Below are 14,750 nucleotides of genomic sequence, written 5' to 3'. Positions count from 1 at the left end.
CCGGCCGCGCGATAGCCTCGTCGCATGGTCTCGGGCGGCGACGACGTGCAGGCCGCCCTGCGTACGGCGGTCGTCGCCGGCGACGCCATCGAGGCTCGCCGGCTCCTCGCACGGTTCGGCGTGGAGCCACCTCTCGACGCGCTCGCCCACGCGGCGGCCGCCGGCTCGTCGCTCGCCGTCGAGCTGCTCGTCGAGGCGCTCGACGGCTCCGGGGTGGTCCACCGCTTCGTCCGAGCGAGCCTGCTCGACGAGTCAGCCGTCGACGACGTCGCCCAGGACGTCCTCGTCTCGGTCGCCGGCTCGGTCCACTCCTTCACCGGCGCGGCGCGCGTCACCACGTGGGTGCACCGCATCGTGCGCAACCGGGTGGTCGACCACCTGCGCCGGCAGCGTGCCACCGTGCCACTGCCCCCGGAGGACCTCGGGCCCGCCGAGCGGATGAGCTCGATCATCGCCACGCGCGCCACCGTCCGCGACGTCCTCGCCTCGCTCCCCGACCCCTACCGCGAGCCCGTCACCCTGCGCGACGTCGAGGGTCTGACCTACGCGGAGCTCGCGCAACGGCTCGAGCGCAGCGTCGGCACGGTGAAGTCCCAGGTGTCCCGTGGGCGCGCCCTGGTCGCCGCCGCCCTGCGCGACCCGGGCACCACGCCCGAGGACGCGACGCCATGACCGGACGGCTGGGGCGCTACCGGCTCGAGGAGGTCATCGGCGTCGGGTCCTTCGCCACCGTCCACCGCGCGGTGGACGACCGGCTCGACGACGTCGTCGTCGTCAAGGTGCTGGCGGAGAACCACAGCCTCAACCCGGAGGTGCGCGAGCGGTTCATCGCCGAGGGGCGCGCGCTGCGCCGGGTGAGCAGCTCGCACGTCGTGACGATCCACGACATCGGCGAGTCCGAGCGTCAGCAGCCCTACCTCGTGCTCGAGCACGCCGACCGCGGCACCCTCGCGGCCCGGGTCGCCGAGCTGCGCAACCGCGGGTGGACGCCGGGCACCGCCGACGTCCTCGCCACCGCCCGGTCGCTGGCCGCCGCAGTCGAGGCGGTCCACCGCGCCCGGCTCGTCCACCGGGACCTCAGCCCAGGCAACATCCTGCTGCGCTCCACCTCCCCGCAGCCCGAGCCCACGCTCGTCTCCGCCGTCGTCCGGCCGGACGAGCGCATGCTCGTCGCGGACCTCGGCATGTGCAAGGACCTTGCGCTCAACTCGGGCCTCACGGTGGCTGGTGGAACGCAGGGATTCCGTCCGCCGGAGCAGCACGGGCCCGGTGTCGTCGACACGCGCGCCGACCTCTGGGCGATGTCGGCGCTGCTGCTGTGGATGTGCGAGGGCGGGGACCTAGCGCCCGCGTTGCTCACCGCCCTGCGTCGGAGCACCGCCGACGACCCCGAGGACCGGCACCCCGACGTCGCGTCCTGGCTCACCGACGTCGAGGCCGCGCTCACGCCACCCCCGCCGCCGGCGTCGGAGCGCCCCGCCCCGGCGCCGGACGGCCGGCGTTGGCGGCGCGGTGCGGTCCTGGGGGCGTCGCTCGCTCTCGTCCTTGCGGTCGTCGGCGGGCTCGTCGGCGGCACCTGGATCGCCGGCGGCGGGGTGCCGGACCGCTCCGGCAGCGCGACGGTCGCCGTCGAGGGGCCCTCGGAGATCACGGTCGGTGAGCAAGCCACCTTCACCGCCCTCGTCGAGGGGGTGGACAGCTGGGTGTGGACCATGCCGTCCGGCTCGCTCGTCCTCGACGAGCCGGACGTGTCGACGACGGCCAGGTCCCCCGGGACGGCGCGCGTGGTCCTGCGCGCCCGAGCCCCCGACGGCACGGACCTGGAGAGTGTCCACCACCTCACGGTCACCGAGTGACACAGGTCACACCGACCTCATGCAACTTCCGCCCATGCGTTCGCGACTCACAGACACCATCCCGACGTCCTCGAACTGGAGATCACATGTCCCGCTCAGTGCGCCGCACTTTCGCCAGCCTCAGCCTGGCCGTCCTCGCGACGGCCACCCTCACCGCCTGCGGTGGGGACGAGCCCGCCGACTTCGAGACCGAGCAGCCGACCGCCGAGCAGACCACCGAGGCCGCTGAGAGCGACTCGGCCGACCAGGAGCCCGAGGACAAGGACCCGCTGGCGGAGGACAAGGACGAGGACCAGACCGCCGCGGCTTCCGGCTCCGCTGTGCGCACGGTCGCGGGCCCCGAGGACGCGATCGAGACCGCGGTCTTCGACGTCCCGGGTGCCGACGAGCGCGACGAGGCCACGGTCACGGTGGGCCTGCACTCGCTGCGCGTCGAGGGCGAGGTCATGGTGCTCGAGCTCAGCATCACCCCGGAGTTCCGTGGCGACGACACGATGCGGCTGTGGCACATGTTCGGTAACAGTCGCGTGCAGCCGGTCCTCAACGACCGGGAGAACCTCAAGCAGTACACCGTCATCGGCAGCCAGGGCGGAAATACGGGCTGGGCCACCGACGACAGCGGGAACGGCCACCGCTACAGCAGTGGCCAGACGGTGTCCTACACCGCGCACTTCGCGGCGCCCGAGGACGACATCGACACCATCAACGTCAGCGTCAACCTCGTCGAGTTCCCCGACGTGACGATCGAGCGGTGACCCCGATGACCCGACCCCTGCCTCGAGTCACGCCGCATGTACTCGCCGCCGCCCTCGGCCTCGCCCTCGCCGCGGGCACCGTGACCGCCGCCGCCGAGACAGTCCACGAGCCGCCGCCGGAGCCGGAGGGCGGTGTCACGACCGCCATGCTCCACGACTCCGTCATCGCTTTCTCCACCGCGGACAGCGTCCGCGTCTTCGACCCGGCTGCGCACGTCGAGTCCCTCGGTGACGCCCGCAACGTCGACGACGGCGTCACGACCATCTCCCTGTCCAGCGACCTGCTGTTCCCCGAGAACAGCTGGGAGCTGCCGAGCAGCGGACCCGGCCGGATCGCCGGACTCGTCGCCGACGTCCCCGACGGCGCCACCGTCCAAGTCACCGGCCACACCGACTCCCAGCAGCCCACCGGCCACGACTTCGACAACCAGGAGCTGTCGGAGAACCGCGCCGAGGCGGTCGCTGACGCCCTGCGCTCCGAGCGTCCCGACCTCGAGTTCGACGTCTCGGGCGTCGGCGACTCCGACCCCGCCGTGGACGAGGACCCCGAGGATCCGTCGACCTACGCCGCCAACCGCCGGGTGGAGATCGCCTACACCGGTTGAGCCCGAGGGGCTGCCCGCCCGCAGGCCTTGGGTGTGGGTCCTTGGACCGCAGGAGTCCACGAACCCACACCCAAGAACGGGAGTCCGGCGCGGCAGCCTCAGATGAGGCGGCGGACCGCCGCCCACCTCGTCAGCTCGTGGCGCGAGGAGAGCTGGAGCTTGCGCAGCACCGCGGACACGTGGGTCTCCACCGTCTTGACCGAGATGAACAGCTCGCCCGCGACCTCCTTGTAGGAGTAGCCACGGGCGATGAGGCGCATGACCTCCTGCTCGCGGGCGGAGAGCCGGTCGAGCTCGTCGTCGGTCGTGGCGATGTCCTTCGCCGCGGTGCCGAAGGCGTCGAGGACGAAGCCGGCCAGCCGCGGGGAGAAGACGGCGTCCCCACCGGCCACCCGGCGCACGGCGTCGGCGAGCTCGGTCGGGGTGATCGCCTTGGTCACGTAGCCGCGGGCGCCGGCCCTGATGACACCGACGACGTCCTCGCTCGAGTCCGACACGGACAGCGCGAGGAAACGGGCCGGCAGGTCACGGCAGCCGGTGATGACGTCGATCCCGCCGCCGCCACGCCCACCGGGCAGGTGGACGTCGAGCAGGACGACGTCGGGCCGCGTCTCGTGGACGACGGCGACGGCGGACTCGACGTCCGCGGCCTCCCCGACGATCCGCAGGTCCGGGGCGTGCGCCTCGAGCTCGCTGCGCACCCCGCTGCGCACGAGGGCGTGGTCGTCGACGACGACGACCCGCAGCCGACCGTCCTCTGGTGTCGTGCTCATCTCACTCCCCTGTCGCCGGCTCGGGCATCCGCAGCACGACCTCCGTGCCCTCCAGGCCGCTGCCCGGTCCCGTACGGATCGTCGCACTGCCGCCGTGCCGTTCCAAGCGGCCGACGATCGAGTCCCTCACCCCGTGCCGGTCCGCCGGCACCGCCGAGGGGTCGAAGCCCGGTCCCCGGTCCCTGACGAAGACCTCCGTCGCGTCGTCGCCGACCTCGACGTACAGGGACACGGGCGGTGCGCCGTGGACGACGGCGTTGCGCAGCGCCTCCCGGGTGGCGGCCAGCAGCGGCTCGGTCGTCGCGTGCGGGTTCCGGTCACCGGCGGTCACCACGTCGACGGCCACCCCGTGCCGGTCCTCGACCTCCGCGGCGACCTCCCGCAGCGCGGCGGCCACGGAGGTGCCGGCGGCTGGCCGGTCGGCGTAGAGCCACTGCCGCAGCTCGCGCTCCTGCGCGCGGGCCAGCCGGGCGACCTGGTCGGGGTCGTCGGCACGGGCGCGGATGAGGGAGAGCGTCTGCAGCACGGAGTCGTGCAGGTGGGCGGCGATGTCCGCCCGTTCGGACTCCCGGGCGCGGGCGGTGCGCTCGGCGCTGAGGTCGCGCACGAGGCGCAGCCACACGGGGGCGAGGACGACGGCCATGCCCACGAGGATCGCGGTGCTCGCGAGGATCCCCGACAGGAGCTCGTCGGCGCCGAGACCGCGCCCGAGCAGGAGCACGATGCCGACGACGGCGAGGAGCAGCCCGCCGCCCACGCGCGCCACCCGGTGCCACCGGGGCGCCGGCGCGGCCTCCTGCCCGGAGAGGGACGCGTCGAGCTGGGTCCACACGAGGGCCGCGCCGCCGACGACGACGAGGAGCGGCACCAGCCACTCGTTGGGCAGCGGCACGTCCGCCCGCCACAGCAGCACGGCGCCCGCGGCGAGGAGGAGGAGCAGGCCGACGACGACGTCGGTCGCCGGGACCACCCGGCCCATCCTCCGCAGCCGCGGCGCGAGGCGCACGGACGCCGCGGGCCGGGCCGCCTCGGCCGCGTCCTCGGGCTCGCCGCTGGGCACGAGCACCCACAGCCAGCCGTAGAGGACGATCCCGGCCCCGAAGGCGAGCACCGACAGCAGCATGGCCAGGCGGACGCGCGCCACGGGCACGCCGAGGTGCGCGGCGAGGCCGGTGCACACGCCACCGATCCGCCGCTCGGCCACCGGCCGGCGCAGCGGCAGCCGCTCGGGAAGGGAGGTCGTCACGGCCCGATCGTCACACGCCGCGGGCCCCCACCGGGAGTCCCCCGGGCGAGGACCAGGGTCGCCCCCGGGTCCCGCTCGCCACCGACCGGGGTGCCGATCAGGGGGTTCCCCGATACCCAGGGCGGCCGGCCCGCGCTTTGCTGGTCCTATGAACGGCCAGAGTGCACCGCACACCCCTCCCTCACCTCCCCCGTCACCGACCAGCGGCTTCTTCGAGTCGGTCCGCCGGATCGGCATCTGGCGTCCCGCCGACCGGTGGGCCGGCGGCGTGGCCGCCGGCATCGGCCGCCGCTACGGCCTGGACCCGCTGCTCGTGCGGGGACTGTTCGTCGTCGTCACGCTCTTCGGCGGGCTTGGTCTCGTCCTGTACGGCCTGGGCTGGGCCCTGCTCCCCGAGGAGGCCGACGGCCGCATCCACCTCGAGGAGGCCCTGCGCGGGAAGATCGACATCGCCCTCGCCGGCGCTGCCGCCGTCCTCGTCATCGGTCTCAGCCGACCGGTCTTCTGGTGGGGCGCCACCTGGTGGTCGGCCCCGTGGGTGCTCATCGTCGCCGCGGTGATCGTCCTCGTCGTCGTGAGCAAGGACCGCGACACGACGCCGCCCGCACCGGGCGCCCCGCCCCCCTTCGCGGCCGGCCCGGCCGCTCCCCCGCCCCCGGCCGCCGCGCCGCGGCCCGCCTACGACGTCCCGGAGGACGCCATGCCCGCAACCCCAGCCCCGGCCACCGGGGAGACCTCCTCGTCCACGGAGGTGATCGAGTCGCCCACCCTGCCCATGTCCGCGACGACCGGGACGACCACGGAGGACGTTCCCGAGCCCACCGCGCCCGCGGCACCTCCCGGCGCCACCGCGCCGGGTGAGGGCAGCTGGCACGGCAGCGGCGCGGGCTGGCACGGCAGCGCCGGCTGGCACGGCGGCTCGGGCGCCGGCGGCTCGGGCGGCTGGGACGGCACGGGGTGGAGCGGCGGGCAGACGCCTCCGCCGCAACCGCCCGTCCCTCCGCGCCCGCCCGTCCCGGGGCCCGGGTCCCGGATGACGAGCCTCGTCCTGGCGGTCTGCCTCCTCGGCGCCGCCGGCGTCGCCCTCGCCCACCACCAGGGCGCCCTCGACGCCAACCCGTGGCTCGTCGCGGGCGGCGGGGTCCTCGCCGTCCTCGGTGCCGGGGTCCTCGTCAGCGGCTTCAGGGGCCGCAGCCAGGGCGGGATCGGGGTCGTCGCCCTGCTCGTCGCGCTCGTCATGGTGCCGGCGGCCGCCGCCGCGGCCACGCTGCCCGGTTTCGCCCGCTTCGGCACGGACGCCAGCACCTGGGCCGGGGACCCGACGTGGACCCCACGCACCGCGACGGAGGCGGAGGCCGGCTACTCCCTCGTCACCGGTGAGCTCGTCGTCGACCTGTCCGACCTCGAGGAGGACGCGACCGTCCCCGTCAGCGTGACCTTCGGCAACCTCAACCTCGTGGTCCCGGAGGACGCTGACGTCACGATCAACGCCGCGGTCACGGCCGGGGAGGTCGTCGGACCGCTCGACGACGACTGGTCCGGGCCCGGCATGCCGACGAGCGGGTCCTCCGGCGACACGATCGTCAACGGCGCCGGCCTGAGCACCACCCTCGTCCAGGAGGGCGACGGCCGCGGCCCGACGATCGTCGTCGACGCCGCCGTCACCTTCGGCCAGATCTACATCGAGGAGACGTCATGAGCGACACCGACTACACCGACCCGTCACCCGTCCGCACCGGCCCCCGAGTGGGGACCGTCGTCTGGGGGATCATCCTGCTCCTGCTGGGGCTCGGGGTCCTCGCCGTCGGCGCCGGTGTCACCGTCGACCTGCAGGCCGCACTCATCGCGCTCCTCGCCCTCGCCGGCGTGGGCCTGCTCGTCAAGGCCCTCCTCACCCGCTCCGACTGAGGACCCTGCCGAGAGCGGACATGCCGAGAGCCGGACCCCTGGGGGTCCGGCTCTCGGCGTGTGGAGCGGGGGTGCTAGGCGACGGGCTGACGGACCGGCTCGCGGCCCGCGTCGACGGCGGCGGGGACCTTGGCCAGCTGGTTCATCCCGAGACCGATGACGACGAGCAGGGCGCCGAGACCGATGACGAGGGCGGCGACGCCGTAGGAGACGACCGAGGTGAAGAGCGAGGCGCGGAGGAAGGAGGCGTTCATGATCGTCGTGCGCTGCGCCTGGTACTCGGCGGCGGCCTCCGTGTCGCCGGCGGCCTCGGCCTCACCGGCCAGGGCGCCGAGCTCGGCGTAGGTGGCGCCGTTGGTGGCGGCCAGCGCGTGGGTGTTGATGATGTCGGCCTGGGCGTAGGCGGAGAAGGGACCCTGGACCTCGGCACCGGCGAGGAACGCGGCGTCCTCCGGGACCGTGATGTTCTCGGCCTTGAGCTGGCTCGTCACCATGCCCCAGGTGACGCCGCCGGCGACGATGAAGATGATGCCGGCCACGATCGCGAGGATGCTGGCGATGCGGGCGATGCCGGTGCCGCGGGTGGTGCTCATGGTGTCGTCCTTTCAACAAGTGGCTCTGTGCCGTGAGGCCCGTTCTGGGCTTCTGAGGACAATCCTGGCATTCCGGAATGTCCGTTTCCGGGCCCATGGTCCCAGACCGGCAGCAGGGCGAGAGGCCGCGACCGTGAGCCGCGTCACCCTCGGCCGTTGAGCGCTGAGCTATGACCGGGACAGCTCAGCGGGCGGCGGGGAAAGGGGTGCGAGCCCGGGCGTAGAGCGCGTCGCAGGCGCCGCGGACGTCCGCCCAGTCGAAGGGCGGGGGCGTCGCGTGCGCGTGCTCGCGCAGGCGACGCAGCAGCGCGGGGTCCTCGGCGAGCCGGACGACCGCGTCGGTGAGGGCGGCGTCGGCGGCGGCGTCGTCGAGCCCGTCGGCACGGTCGGCGATGAGCAGCCCGTCGACCCCGTCGGCGACGTACTCGCTCGGGCCCGTGCCTCGGCCCGCGACGACCGGCAGCCCGGCCGCCCGCGCCTCGAGCCCGGCGACGCCGAAGGCCTCGAGCCGGGCGGGGGCGACGAAGACGTCCTCCCCGGCGTAGCGCGCGACGAGCTGCGCCCGGGGCAGGCCGCCGGTGAGGGAGACGACGTCCTCGAGCCCGAGCCGCGCGACGAGCGCGCGCACCCGGTGCTCCTCAGGTCCCGCACCGATGAGGGTGAGGTGCACGCGCGGAGCACCTCCGGGGCCGCGCCCGAGCCGGCGGTGAGCGGCGGCGACGACCTCCACGAGGGGTGCCGGGCGCTTGCGCGGCGCCAGCCGCTGTGTCGCGACGAGCCGCAGGGTGCCGTCCGGGACGCGCGGTGCCCCGGCCGGGCGCCAGTCGGCGACCGTGAGGCCGTTGGGCAGGACCGAGACGTCCTCGCGGCCGAGCATCCGCGCCACCCGCTCACCCGCCGCGCTCGACACCGCGGAGACCGCGGCCCGGGACCGCAGCGTCTCGCTGCGCCGGGCGAGCGCCCCGAAACCGGTGACGACGCCGTCGAGCATGCAGTGCCAGGTGATGGCGAGCGGCACCCCGGTGAGGCGGGCCGCGGCCACACCGTCGAGGGCGAAGGGCGAGACGACGCCGGCGTGGACGTGGACGACATCCGGACGCAGCCGCTCGACCGCCTCCCGCAGCAGCCAGGGGCCGCGTGGGTTGACCGGCAGGCCGAGGGTGAGGGCGGAGGCCATCCGGTGGACGCGCACGCCCGAGCCCAGCACCCGGGTGGCCCGGCGAGTCCCGTCCGCCCCCGCCGTCGCCGTCGCGACGTGGACGTCGTGACCGGCGCGGGCCTGAGCGTTCGCCAGGTCGTGGACCTGCATCTCGATGCCCCCCGTGCGGGGCGGGAAGCAGTCCGAGACGTGGAGGACCCTCACTCCCACTCGATGGTGCCGGGCGGCTTGCTCGTGACGTCGAGGACCACCCGGTTGACCTCGGGGACCTCGTTGGTGATGCGGCTGGAGATGCGGGCCAGGACGTCGTAGGGCAGGCGCGTCCAGTCGGCGGTCATCGCGTCCTCCGAGCTGACGGGGCGCAGCACGACGGGGTGGCCGTAGGTACGGCCGTCCCCCTGGACGCCCACGGAGCGGACGTCGGCGAGGAGGACCACCGGGCACTGCCAGATGTCGCGGTCCAGGCCGGCGGCGGTGAGCTCCTCTCGGGCGATCGCGTCCGCGGCACGCAGCACGGCGAGCCGCTCGGCGTCGACGGCGCCGACGATGCGGATGCCCAGCCCCGGCCCGGGGAAGGGCTGGCGCCACACGATCCCCTCGGGCACCCCGAGCTCGAGCCCGACGGCGCGGACCTCGTCCTTGAACAGCGTGCGCAGCGGCTCGACGAGCTCGAACTGGAGGTCCTCGGGCAGCCCGCCGACGTTGTGGTGGGACTTGATGTTCGCCGCACCCTCGCCGCCGCCGGACTCGACGACGTCGGGGTAGAGGGTGCCCTGGACGAGGAAGCGGACCTCCTCGTCCTGGCCCGCCTCCTCGACGATCTCGCGGGCGGCGGCCTCGAAGGTGCGGATGAACTCGCGGCCGATGATCTTGCGCTTGGCCTCGGGGTCGGTGACCCCGGCGAGCGCGGTGAGGAACTGCTCGGTCGCGTCGACGACCTTGAGGTTGACGCCGGTGGCAGCGACGAAGTCCTGCTCCACCTGCTCGGCCTCGCCGGCACGCAGCAGGCCGTGGTCGACGAAGACGCACGTGAGCTGGTCCCCGACGGCCTTCTGGACGAGGGCCGCGGCGACGGAGGAGTCCACGCCTCCGGACAGGCCGCAGATGACCCGCGCGTCACCGACCTGCTGCCGGATCGCGGCGACCTGCTCGGCGATGACGTTGCCGGCGGTCCACGTCGGCTGGAGGCCGGCGCCGTCGTAGAGGAAGCGCTCGAGCGCGGCCTGGCCGAAGTCGGAGTGCTTGACCTCGGGGTGCCACTGGACGCCGAAGAGGCGGCGGCCGCGGTCCTCGAAGGCCGCGACGGGCGCGCCCGGGGAGGTGGCGAGGACCTCGAAGCCCTCCGGTGCCTCCTGGACGGCGTCACCGTGGCTCATCCACACCTGCTGGCGCTCCGGCGTGCCCGCGAGGAGGGACCCGGCGCCGCGCAGCTCGACGACGGTCGCGCCGTACTCGCGGTCGCCGGTGCGCGCGACGGTGCCACCGAGCGCGGAGGCCATCGCCTGGAAGCCGTAGCAGATGCCGAGGACGGGCACGCCGGCGGTGAAGAGCCCGGGGTCGACGCCCGGGGCGTCCTCCGCGTACACCGAGGAGGGGCCACCGGACAGGATGATCGCGGCGGGGTCCTTCTCCAGGACCCGCTCGGCCGCCATCGTGTGCGGGACGATCTCGGAGTACACCCCGGCCTCGCGCACACGGCGCGCGATGAGCTGGGCGTACTGGGCGCCGAAGTCGACGACGAGGACGGGTTGCGGCGTGGCCGCGCGCTCGGCGGTGGTGGGGGCGTCGGTCGGGGCGTCGCTCATGCTCACCTCGCCAGGGTAGCCGCGGGGCGGGCGACGACGCCGGGCAGGTCCGCCGCGAACCAGCCCTGGGCGCGGTGCTCCATGACGAAGGACAGGACGGGGACGACACCGGCGACGACGAGCGCCGCCATCCGGCCCAGGCCCCAGCGCATCGTCGACCACAGGTTGAAGACGCTGACGAGGTAGACGACGTAGATCCAGCCGTGCGCGAAGGGGATCCACCCGATCCACGCCTCGACCTCCGGCCCCACCCCGACGAGGTAGACCAGGATCATCTCCACGCACAGGAGCAGCAGCATGACGCCTGTGACAAATGCCATGGCCCGGTAGAACCTCCAGGCCCCGCGCGCCTTGCGCTCGCGCTCCGCCCGCAGCGCCGCACCCGGTGCGGTCGCCGCTGCGGCCGTGGTCTCCTCGCTCATTGCGTCCTCCTCGCGCCCGCCCGTGCGAGCTCGCCCTCAGTGTCTCAGGCGCCGCCGACGGCGGAAAACAGGCTGCCCGGTGTCGTCGGCGACACCTAGGCTCAGGTCTCGTGCTCGACGTCCCGACCGGTCACCCCGGTCATCCCCCTCTCGGTGCGCCCACGGCCTTCCTCGCCTGGGCCGCCCGCGGAGCCTGGCCCACCCTGCTGATCGGCTGCCTCCTCGCCTCGGTCGTCTCCCTCGCGGGGGCCGCGGTGCCGCTCGTCCTGGGCACTGCCCTGGACAGCGGCCTCACCGACGGCGTGTCCACCCGCCTCCTGTGGCTGGCCCTCGCGCTCGTGGGGATCGGGCTGCTCAGCGCCGTCGCGACGAGCGTCGGCCACGCCGCCGAGGTCGGCGGCTGGCTGCACGGCGCCTTCAGCGCCTCCCGGCTCGTGGGGCACCACGTCACCCGCACCGGCCCGGCGATCGGCGAGGAGCTGCCCACCGGTGAGGTCGTCAGCGCCGTCGCCAACGACTCCTTCCAGGTCGGCAACGTCCTCGAGCTGCTGCCCGCCTTCGTCGGCGGCCTGGCCGGCTACCTCGCCGTCACCGTCTACATGCTCCAGCAGTCGCCCTCGCTCGGGCTCGTCGTCGCGCTCGGGCTGCCCGTCGTCACGGTCGTCGTCTCCTTCCTCATCAAGCCGCTGCAGGCGCGGCAGAAGGAGCAGCGCGACGCGTCGGGCCGGCTCGCGACGCTCGCGACCGACACGGTCTCGGGGCTGCGCATCCTGCGCGGGATCGGCGGCGAGGACGTCTTCGCCGAGCGCTACCGCGCCCAGTCCCAGCGGGTGCGGCGGGCCGGGGTGCGGGTCGCCGGGCTGTCCTCCGTGCTCGAGGCGCTCCAGATCCTCCTGCCCGGCCTCTTCGTCGCCTGCGTCGTGTGGCTCGGCGCCCGCCTCGCGATCACCGGGGAGATCTCGCCGGGGCAGCTCGTCACGTTCTACGGCTTCACCGCCTACCTGTCCGAGCCGCTGCGCTGGGTCACCCAGTTCATCAACTTCCTCACCCGGGGGCGGGTCGCCGCCCGCAAGATCACCGGCGTCCTGTCGGTGACCCCGGAGGCCGGGACGCTCGCCGAGTCCGAGGCGGCCGACTCCCTGCCCCGCCCCGCCGTCCCGTCCTCCCCCGGCGCGCTCGTCGACACGCTCACGGGGCTCCGGCCGCGGCCGGGCGCGCTCACCGCCGTCGTCACCCCGCGGCCCGGGGAGGCCGAGGCCGTCGCGACCCGGCTCGGACGCCTCGACGACCGCGTCACCGACGAGGTCCTCCTCGACGGTCACCCGCTGCGCGAGCTGCCCCTCGCCGAGGTCCGCCACCGCGTCGTCGTCGCCTCCTCCACCCCGCAGCTGTTCACCGGCCCGCTGCGCACGGCGCTCGACGCGCGCGAGGACGGCCTCGACGACGCCGCCCTCCTGCGCGCGCTCCACACCGCCGACGCGCACGACGTCCTCGAGTCCCTGCCCGAGGGCCTGGACGGGGAGATCACCGAGAAGGGCCGCTCCCTGTCCGGCGGCCAGCGCCAGCGCGTCGCCCTCGCCCGCGCCCTGCTCACCGAGCCGCAGGTCCTCGTCCTCGTCGAGCCGACCAGCGCCGTCGACGCCCACACCGAGGCACGGATCGCGGCCCGGCTGGCCGAGTACCGCCGCGGCAGGACGACCGTCGTCCTCACCGCCTCCCCGCTCGTCCTCGAGCACGCCGACGACGTCGTCCTCCTCGACGACGGCGTCGTCCGCGCCCACGGCCGCCACCGTGACCTCCTCACCCGCGCCGCGGCCGGGGAGCCGGAGGCGCGGGCCTACCACGCCGTCGTCGGCCGGTCCCTCACCACGGAGGTGGTGTGATGCAGCTGCCCGTCGCCGACTCCGCGCGGGTGCGCGCCTTCGCCGGGCGCCTCCTGCGCTCCTACCGGCGCCCGCTCGCCACCGTCGTCGTGCTCCAGGCCCTGGCCGCGATCGCCGCGCTCGCCCTGCCGTGGCTGCTCGGCGGGCTCGTCGACGCCGTCGTCGCCGGCACCACCCGCCGCTACGTCGACACCGTCGCGCTGTGGCTCGTGGGCGTCGTCGTCCTCCAGGCGCTCGTCACCCGCTACGCCCAGCGCAGCGCGATGGTGCTCGGCGAGGAGGTCTTCGCCGAGCTGCGCGAGCGGTTCCTCACCGGCGTCACCCACCTGCCGCTGTCGACCGTCGAGCGCGCCGGGACCGGCGACCTGCTCGGGCGGACCACCAACGACATCGACCGGGTGCAGTGGGCGGTGCGCTTCGGTGTCCCCCGCGTCCTGGTGACGACGACGACGATCGCGCTCACCTTCGGGGCCGCGCTGCTCGCCTCCCCGCTCGTCGCGCTGGCGATGCTCGTCGGCCTGCCGGTGCTCGCACTCGCCACGCGTCGCTACCTGCGCCGCTCGGCCCCCGCCTACCGGGAGAACGCAGCCGCCTACGCCGACCTCAACGGGGTCCTCACCGAGTCGGTCGAGCACGCCGCGACGGTCGACGCGCTCGCGCTGGGCGCCCAGCGCCGGCGCCGGGCCGACGCCGTCGTCGCCGCCGCGTGGGACACCGAGAAAGTGACGCTGCGGCTGCGGATGTCGGTGTTCTTCTGGCTCGTCACCTCCTTCGCACTGCCGGTCGCCGCCGTCGTGCTGTGGGGCGCGCACCTCGTGGGCGCGGGCCTCGTCACCCTCGGCGCGGTCACCACGGTGGCGCTGTACGTCATCCAGATCCGCGGCCCGCTCTTCGAGCTGCTCATGTGGGTGGACGAGATCCAGGTCGCGACGGCGAGCCTCGCGCGGATCGTCGGCATCGAGCTCGTCCCACCGGACCGTGCGGCCGGTCCTGCGCGGCCCGAGCGCGAGGACGTGCGCGCGCGCGAGGTGCGCTACGCCTACCGTGACGGCGAGGACGTCCTCCACGGCATCGACCTCACTCTTGCTCCCGGGGAGCGGCTGGCGATCGTCGGCCCGTCCGGGGCCGGCAAGTCGACCTTCGGGCGCATGCTCGCCGGCATCCACCCGCCCACCGGTGGGCGGGTGACGATCGACGGCGTGCCGCTCGTCGACCTGCCCGAGGAGGAGCTGCGCCGGCACGTCGCCCTCGTCACGCAGGAGCACCACGTCTTCGTCGGGACGGTCGCGGACAACCTGCGCCTGGCCAGGCACGACGCCGACGACACCGAGCTCACCCGCGCGCTCGAGGCCGTCGACGCCGCGGAGTGGGTGGCGGCGCTGCCCGAGGGCATGGGGACGGCCGTCGGCTCGGGCGGTGTCACGCTGACACCGGCGCAGGCCCAGCAGCTCGCGCTCGCCCGGCTCGTGCTCCTGGACCCGCACACCCTCGTGCTCGACGAGGCGACCTCGCTGCTCGACCCGCGCGCGGCCCGGCACCTCGAGCGCTCGCTGTCCGCGCTGCTCACCGGCCGCACGGTGGTGGCGATCGCCCACCGCCTGCACACCGCGCACGACGCCGACCGGGTCGCCGTCATGGAGGCCGGCCGCATCGCCGAGATCGGCCCGCACGACGAGCTCGTCGCGGCGGGCGGCGAGTACGCGGCGCTCTGGCAGTCCTGGCAGCAGGACTGACCCGACCCCCTG

The 14,750-nt window shown here is 74.6% G+C and carries 14 protein-coding genes; 8 read left to right on the top strand and 6 right to left on the bottom strand.

Annotated features, from left to right (window positions below):
• The first annotated feature begins 24 nt into the window (after nt 1-24).
• The 4 genes from GD632_RS01265 (at nt 25) to GD632_RS01250 (ending at nt 3,216) form a co-directional block, all read left to right on the top strand.
• On the top strand, nt 25-672 hold the full coding sequence (locus GD632_RS01265; RefSeq protein ID WP_152187822.1) for an RNA polymerase sigma factor: 648 nt from the start codon (nt 25-27) through the stop codon (nt 670-672).
• Entirely contained in the window at nt 669-1,856 is a 1,188-nt protein-coding gene (locus tag GD632_RS01260; protein WP_152187820.1) for a serine/threonine-protein kinase, read from the top strand. Before GD632_RS01265 ends, GD632_RS01260 begins: the two co-directional genes overlap by 4 nt.
• An 86-nt stretch (nt 1,857-1,942) precedes the next feature.
• Nucleotides 1,943-2,611 carry a hypothetical protein gene (locus tag GD632_RS01255; RefSeq protein WP_152187818.1) on the top strand — a complete coding sequence of 223 codons (669 nt, stop codon included), beginning with the start codon at nt 1,943-1,945 and terminating at the stop codon, nt 2,609-2,611.
• A gap of 5 nt (nt 2,612-2,616) precedes the next feature.
• The gene (locus tag GD632_RS01250) at nt 2,617-3,216 is read left to right on the top strand and encodes an OmpA family protein (protein WP_152187816.1); all 600 of its coding nucleotides are present in this window, start codon (nt 2,617-2,619) and stop codon (nt 3,214-3,216) included.
• 98 nt (nt 3,217-3,314) lie between these two features.
• Here the strand turns inward: GD632_RS01250 and GD632_RS01245 are convergent, their stop codons facing one another.
• Nucleotides 3,315-3,989: a LuxR C-terminal-related transcriptional regulator gene (locus tag GD632_RS01245; protein WP_152187814.1), complete on the bottom strand. Its 675-nt coding sequence runs from the start codon at nt 3,987-3,989 to the stop codon at nt 3,315-3,317.
• 1 nt (nt 3,990) lies between these two features.
• A complete protein-coding gene (locus GD632_RS01240; RefSeq protein ID WP_226924394.1) occupies nt 3,991-5,235 on the bottom strand; it encodes an ATP-binding protein in 1,245 nt (414 codons plus the stop codon).
• Between the two features lie 148 nt (nt 5,236-5,383).
• On the opposite strand from GD632_RS01240, the gene GD632_RS01235 reads away from it, so the two are divergent.
• Nucleotides 5,384-6,934 (top strand): PspC domain-containing protein, encoded by a 1,551-nt coding sequence (locus tag GD632_RS01235; protein ID WP_226924392.1) that lies wholly within the window; start codon nt 5,384-5,386, stop codon nt 6,932-6,934.
• The gene (locus GD632_RS01230; protein WP_152187808.1) at nt 6,931-7,143 is read left to right on the top strand and encodes a hypothetical protein; all 213 of its coding nucleotides are present in this window, start codon (nt 6,931-6,933) and stop codon (nt 7,141-7,143) included. Before GD632_RS01235 ends, GD632_RS01230 begins: the two co-directional genes overlap by 4 nt.
• Before the next feature lie 74 nt (nt 7,144-7,217).
• Here GD632_RS01230 and GD632_RS01225 read toward each other — a convergent pair whose 3' ends face one another.
• The 4 genes from GD632_RS01225 to GD632_RS01210 all read right to left on the bottom strand — a co-directional run bounded on the left by GD632_RS01225 (nt 7,218) and on the right by GD632_RS01210 (nt 11,122).
• Nucleotides 7,218-7,736 (bottom strand): aromatic ring-opening dioxygenase LigA, encoded by a 519-nt coding sequence (locus GD632_RS01225; RefSeq protein WP_152187805.1) that lies wholly within the window; start codon nt 7,734-7,736, stop codon nt 7,218-7,220.
• A 184-nt stretch (nt 7,737-7,920) separates the two neighbouring features.
• Nucleotides 7,921-9,099: a glycosyltransferase family 4 protein gene (locus GD632_RS01220; protein WP_152187803.1), complete on the bottom strand. Its 1,179-nt coding sequence runs from the start codon at nt 9,097-9,099 to the stop codon at nt 7,921-7,923.
• The gene (gene guaA / locus GD632_RS01215; protein WP_152188358.1) at nt 9,096-10,700 is read right to left on the bottom strand and encodes a glutamine-hydrolyzing GMP synthase; all 1,605 of its coding nucleotides are present in this window, start codon (nt 10,698-10,700) and stop codon (nt 9,096-9,098) included. Before guaA ends, GD632_RS01220 begins: the two co-directional genes overlap by 4 nt.
• Nucleotides 10,701-10,702: 2 nt before the next feature.
• Nucleotides 10,703-11,122 carry a DUF3817 domain-containing protein gene (locus GD632_RS01210; protein ID WP_152187800.1) on the bottom strand — a complete coding sequence of 140 codons (420 nt, stop codon included), beginning with the start codon at nt 11,120-11,122 and terminating at the stop codon, nt 10,703-10,705.
• Between the two features lie 110 nt (nt 11,123-11,232).
• On the opposite strand from GD632_RS01210, the gene GD632_RS01205 reads away from it, so the two are divergent.
• Together GD632_RS01205 and GD632_RS01200 are read left to right on the top strand one after the other, a co-directional pair.
• On the top strand, nt 11,233-13,005 hold the full coding sequence (locus GD632_RS01205; protein WP_193311284.1) for an ABC transporter ATP-binding protein: 1,773 nt from the start codon (nt 11,233-11,235) through the stop codon (nt 13,003-13,005).
• Nucleotides 13,005-14,738 (top strand): ABC transporter ATP-binding protein, encoded by a 1,734-nt coding sequence (locus tag GD632_RS01200; protein WP_152187796.1) that lies wholly within the window; start codon nt 13,005-13,007, stop codon nt 14,736-14,738. The genes GD632_RS01205 and GD632_RS01200 overlap by 1 nt, the downstream gene beginning before the upstream one ends.
• Nucleotides 14,739-14,750: the final 12 nt, after the last annotated feature.

This window comes from Georgenia satyanarayanai (assembly GCF_009193135.1).
Lineage (GTDB): Bacteria > Actinomycetota > Actinomycetes > Actinomycetales > Actinomycetaceae > Oceanitalea > Oceanitalea satyanarayanai.
The sequence above is the reverse complement of the archived record's forward strand: the minus strand, read 5'-3'. Positions and strand labels throughout refer to the sequence as shown.

Bases quoted from the DNA above. Each gene is read 5' to 3' on its own strand.
- GD632_RS01235 (WP_226924392.1), top strand. From the start codon at position 5,384: ATGAACGGCCAGAGTGCACCGCACACCCCTCCCTCACCTCCCCCGTCA.
- GD632_RS01265 (WP_152187822.1), top strand. From the start codon at position 25: ATGGTCTCGGGCGGCGACGACGTGCAGGCCGCCCTGCGTACGGCGGTC.
- guaA (WP_152188358.1), bottom strand. From the start codon at position 10,700: ATGAGCGACGCCCCGACCGACGCCCCCACCACCGCCGAGCGCGCGGCC.
- GD632_RS01250 (WP_152187816.1), top strand. From the start codon at position 2,617: ATGACCCGACCCCTGCCTCGAGTCACGCCGCATGTACTCGCCGCCGCC.
- GD632_RS01225 (WP_152187805.1), bottom strand. From the start codon at position 7,736: ATGAGCACCACCCGCGGCACCGGCATCGCCCGCATCGCCAGCATCCTC.
- GD632_RS01245 (WP_152187814.1), bottom strand. From the start codon at position 3,989: ATGAGCACGACACCAGAGGACGGTCGGCTGCGGGTCGTCGTCGTCGAC.
- GD632_RS01255 (WP_152187818.1), top strand. From the start codon at position 1,943: ATGTCCCGCTCAGTGCGCCGCACTTTCGCCAGCCTCAGCCTGGCCGTC.
- GD632_RS01200 (WP_152187796.1), top strand. From the start codon at position 13,005: ATGCAGCTGCCCGTCGCCGACTCCGCGCGGGTGCGCGCCTTCGCCGGG.
- GD632_RS01260 (WP_152187820.1), top strand. From the start codon at position 669: ATGACCGGACGGCTGGGGCGCTACCGGCTCGAGGAGGTCATCGGCGTC.
- GD632_RS01230 (WP_152187808.1), top strand. From the start codon at position 6,931: ATGAGCGACACCGACTACACCGACCCGTCACCCGTCCGCACCGGCCCC.
- GD632_RS01210 (WP_152187800.1), bottom strand. From the start codon at position 11,122: ATGAGCGAGGAGACCACGGCCGCAGCGGCGACCGCACCGGGTGCGGCG.